The sequence below is a fragment of the Phosphitispora fastidiosa genome (genome assembly GCF_019008365.1).
In the GTDB taxonomy this organism is placed as follows: domain Bacteria; phylum Bacillota; class Thermincolia; order Thermincolales; family UBA2595; genus Phosphitispora; species Phosphitispora fastidiosa.
Genome location: NZ_JAHHUL010000193.1, coordinates 1 through 246 on the forward strand (window position 1 = coordinate 1; position 246 = coordinate 246).

General features: G+C 56.1%; 1 protein-coding gene. It reads left to right on the forward strand.

Features of this window, described 5'->3' with window-relative positions; translation table 11 throughout:
• Positions 1-57 precede the first annotated feature (57 nt).
• A complete protein-coding gene (locus Ga0451573_RS19465; RefSeq protein WP_231685856.1) occupies positions 58-243 on the forward strand; it encodes a hypothetical protein in 186 nt (61 codons plus the stop codon).
• Positions 244-246 lie beyond the last annotated feature (3 nt).

Below are 246 nucleotides of genomic sequence, written 5' to 3' on the forward strand. Positions count from 1 at the left end.
TTTCATCATTGATTCAATGATGAAATCTTCCGCCAGTTCTATGGCCGCTTCTCCGATGTGAAAGACGTGCAGAAGGTTGAATTTGCCAGCGTCAAGCAATCGGTCATCGACGGGGTCAACGCCAAATTCCCCGAACCGCTGGTGCGCGATCTCCTGGTCGAGCAGTTCAACTACATCACCGCCAAGGAAATCCGCGACCAGAACACCAAGGGCCTGCAGCGGCAGGCACCCGCGGCGCCCTGATCC